The organism is Collinsella sp. wc0583 (genome assembly GCF_046116915.1).
GTDB lineage: Bacteria > Actinomycetota > Coriobacteriia > Coriobacteriales > Coriobacteriaceae > Collinsella.
This window is the reverse complement of record NZ_JBJXBN010000011.1, coordinates 1-3363: the sequence shown is the minus strand read 5'-3', so window position 1 is coordinate 3363 and position 3363 is coordinate 1. Positions and strand designations below refer to the sequence as shown.

Annotated in this window: 2 protein-coding genes; one reads left to right on the top strand and one right to left on the bottom strand. The window is 61.7% G+C overall.

Translation table 11 applies throughout. The features are described from left to right. Positions 1 to 198: 198 nt before the first annotated feature. On the bottom strand, positions 199 to 999 hold the full coding sequence (locus ACKUUJ_RS09730) for an SDR family NAD(P)-dependent oxidoreductase (RefSeq protein ID WP_006235414.1): 801 nt from the start codon (positions 997 to 999) through the stop codon (positions 199 to 201). Positions 1000 to 1294: 295 nt separating this feature from the next. On the opposite strand from ACKUUJ_RS09730, the gene ACKUUJ_RS09725 reads away from it, so the two are divergent. Then, positions 1295 to 3058, top strand: a complete 1764-nt coding sequence (locus tag ACKUUJ_RS09725; protein WP_409065447.1) for a hypothetical protein — start codon at positions 1295 to 1297, stop codon at positions 3056 to 3058. Positions 3059 to 3363 lie beyond the last annotated feature (305 nt).

Sequence of the window (3363 nt, the reverse complement as noted above, 5' to 3'; positions counted from 1 at the left end):
CCGTTTGGCCCCACCCGCATAGCGGGTGGTTTCTGATGCGGCGCGCTGCGCGCCCCGCACAGGCTAAAGCCCGTAAACGAAAGGGCGCTGACCTTTCGGTCGCGCCCTTGAAGTTGAACGTCAGATTGTCCAAATGCGGCCCGCGCAGCGTCGGCTGGTCCGCCGTTCGTTAGAACGGCGGAACCTGAGACGTAACCCTTAGGGACGCTGGCCCATGCCGCCCTCGAGGGTGACAGTCTCGCCGTTCATGTACTTAAAGTCGGGACCGCAGAGCTGAACGACCACGCGGCCGATTTCCTTCTCGACGTCGCCATAGTGGCCTGCCGGCGGCATGTGAACGTTGGCCTTAAACGCCTCGGGATAGGCATCCTGGAAGTTCTCGAGCGCAGCGGTCCAAGCAAGCGGGCACACGATGTTGACGTTGATGCCGTCCTTGCCCCACTCGTTGGCGGCAACGCGAGTCAGACCGCGGATGCCCTCCTTGGCAGCGGCATAGCTGCACTGGCCGTAGTTGCCAAACAGGCCGGCGCCCGAAGCAAAGTTGACCACGGAGCCCTTGGTCTCCTTCAGATGCGGATAGGCCTTCTGCATGTACAGATAGGTGGCATACAGACCGGAATAAATGGCCAGGTTAAACTGATCCATGGTGTGATCGGCGATGGTCACGCCCGAGGCGCTGGCCTGAGCATTGTTGACGACGGCGTCGATGCGGCCGAACTCCTCAATAGCCTTGTCGATGACGTTCTGGACGACGGCCTCGTTGTCCTGACCAGCCGAAACATCGGCCTGAACAGGCAGAACCTTGACGCCGTACTCGGCCTCGAGGGACTCCTTGGCAGCCTCGAGCTTGGCAACGTTGCGACCGGTAATGACGAGGTTTGCGCCCTCCTTGGCAAAAGCGATATCGATGCCGTAGCCGATGGAGCCAGCAGAGCCGTCCTTAAGCGTGGCCTTGCCGCCGCCGGTGACGATCACGGTCTTACCAGTGAAAAGTCCCATATCAAAGTCCTTTCAAATCGCGACGGGCCCACCCGCCGACTGCGCGCATCCAACTTCACGCGCCAAAAGCTGAAATGCAACTTTAGCGGGTTCAAGTGAAAAATAAAGACCGCAGCAGGCGAACGGCACAACGTCATTCGGCGAAGGGGGTGTCAAGCACAAACTGAATAAAGAGACCGATTTTTTGTTATCCATGCGAGTCATCGAACACGTTTTGAAACTTTGCTGCAGCGCGCGGGATGTCGGCGCGAGACTTTATCATAGGGTGACAAACAACGATGAGGAGCACATGCCTATGACAGACGAGCTGGACCCCCAGACTCAGCAGCATATTGATGATTCAGCAGACGTCGCCGCAGATACTGACGCTGCGACCTGCAATGATACCGACGTCGACGACGCCGCTCTGGATAATGGCGCTGCGGCGGAAATCCCTGCGGCCGAAGATGCCGGCGAGCCAAACGACGATTCGGCCGCTCAGGACGACGCCCCCGAAAAGGACGCCGCCCCGCAAGCGGAAGGCCCCATTGAGGTGTCTTCGGAAGAAGAGCTCGATGCCGTCATGGACTCCATGATGGATGCCGTCAAAGCGATGAAAGACGCCGTGGCCGACGCCGATGTTGACGCCGAAGAAGAGGAGGCCGCCGAGGCCGCCTCGACCTTCGTGCCCGGCGAGACCCCCGTTTCCGACCAAGGCAGCACCATACCCTCGTTTCTGCAGCTCGAGCACCCCACCATTGGTGCCGATGCAGTCGACCCACACGCTGCCGGCTTTTCTGTGATCGAGGGCGGCACCGGCAGCATCGCCACGCCGCAGACGCCCGATGCGGGCACGGCAAACGCCGCTCACCCGACCGCCCTGCACACCCCAGCAGCCAGCCGCGATCTGGGAGGCGCCGTCTCAAACACCGCCAGCGCCGTGGGCGCCTTTATCGCCCAGGGTGCCTCGGCCATGCGCGAGATGAACGCCGCAAAGAAGGCACTCGCGGACGCCCGCGCTCACCTTGCCGAACTTGAGCAGCGCATCGCCGATCAAGGCGAGGAGCTCGAGACGCGCCAGGACATCGCAGGTCGCTACGACCAAATCGTCGCCGGGCAGCGCCAGACCATCGACACGGCACAAAAGGCCGCCGCGGCGGCAGAAATCGGCCGCGATACCCATGCTGCCAAGGCAACAGAGCTCAAGGCACAGCTCGAACAAATGAAGGAAGAGGACGACGCCACCGAGCGGCGTCTCAAAGCCGCACTCGACGCAGTGGAGGCGCGCGAAGCCAGCTCGCGCGAAACCGGTAACCGCCTCGTTCGCCGCCTCGAGGATTCCAAGCGCATCCGCGACAAGGTGCAGGCCGAGCGCGACGCCGGCGTTGCCGCAGCGCAGCAAACCGTCGACGCCACGCGCGCTCAACTCGAAACGCTACGCCGCGAGTATGCCGAGCTGCAGCGCAATCCTTCGGCGAATCCCGCCAATTACACGGTGCGCACCAGCGAGCTTTCGATGCAGATCTCCGACACGGCCGATGCCCTGCGCAAAGCCGAGGAAGATGTCCCGCGCATCACCGCCGATCTTGAGCACTCGCTCACAGCCGCCGAGCACGCTGTCGAGCAGGCGCAAGCCCCCATCGCCGACGCCAAGCGAACCCATCAGACCGTGACGGCCGAGGCCGATGCCGCGCGCGACGAGCTGCAGACCGCAAAAGCCGCCGCCGCAACGCGCCAGCGCGAACTGCGCGAGAAGATCGCCGCAGAGGACAAGGCGCGCCGAGAGCAAGAGCAGGCTATTGCCAATGCCCAGACGGACATCGCGCACGCGCAGTCGATCATCGAGCAGGCGACCGAAGTGCATGACCATCCCGAGATTACCGAATCGCTCGCGGGCTCCCTGGTCCGCGATAAGGCCGAGTACGCCGAAACCGAGCACGAAGTGGCTCAACTCGAAGCCGCCGAGGACGACGTACGCGAGCGCACCCGCGACTCACGCATAAAATTCACCGGCGCCATCGTCTGCATTGTCGCCGTAGTCCTCGCGATCGTCCTCATCTGGCTGTTCGCGAGCAAGTAAACCAGCTGCCAAAAAAACGCTCAACGCAGTTGCGGTGAGATAGTTCCTGTTTAGCCATCAAAAAGGCCAATTCAAGAACTATCTCACCGCAACTTATTTAGATTGGCGCAAGGCAACCTATCCCTCTTGTACCAATCTCTTGACATAAGGAACGTCCCCAGGTGCCGGCACAAAAGGAACGTCCCCAGGTGCCACATTGACAGCCAAGGCAACGCCGATGTTTTGGCACCGACAGACACTATGACCCAATCCGAGGGCACTAAAAAGATAGGAGCCCCCGCTCGTGACCGCGGGTCGGGGCTGCG

Excerpts from the sequence above, each read along its gene's own strand:
- ACKUUJ_RS09730 (WP_006235414.1), bottom strand. The coding sequence starts at position 999 with ATGGGACTTTTCACTGGTAAGACCGTGATCGTCACCGGCGGCGGCAAG.
- ACKUUJ_RS09725 (WP_409065447.1), top strand. The coding sequence starts at position 1,295 with ATGACAGACGAGCTGGACCCCCAGACTCAGCAGCATATTGATGATTCA.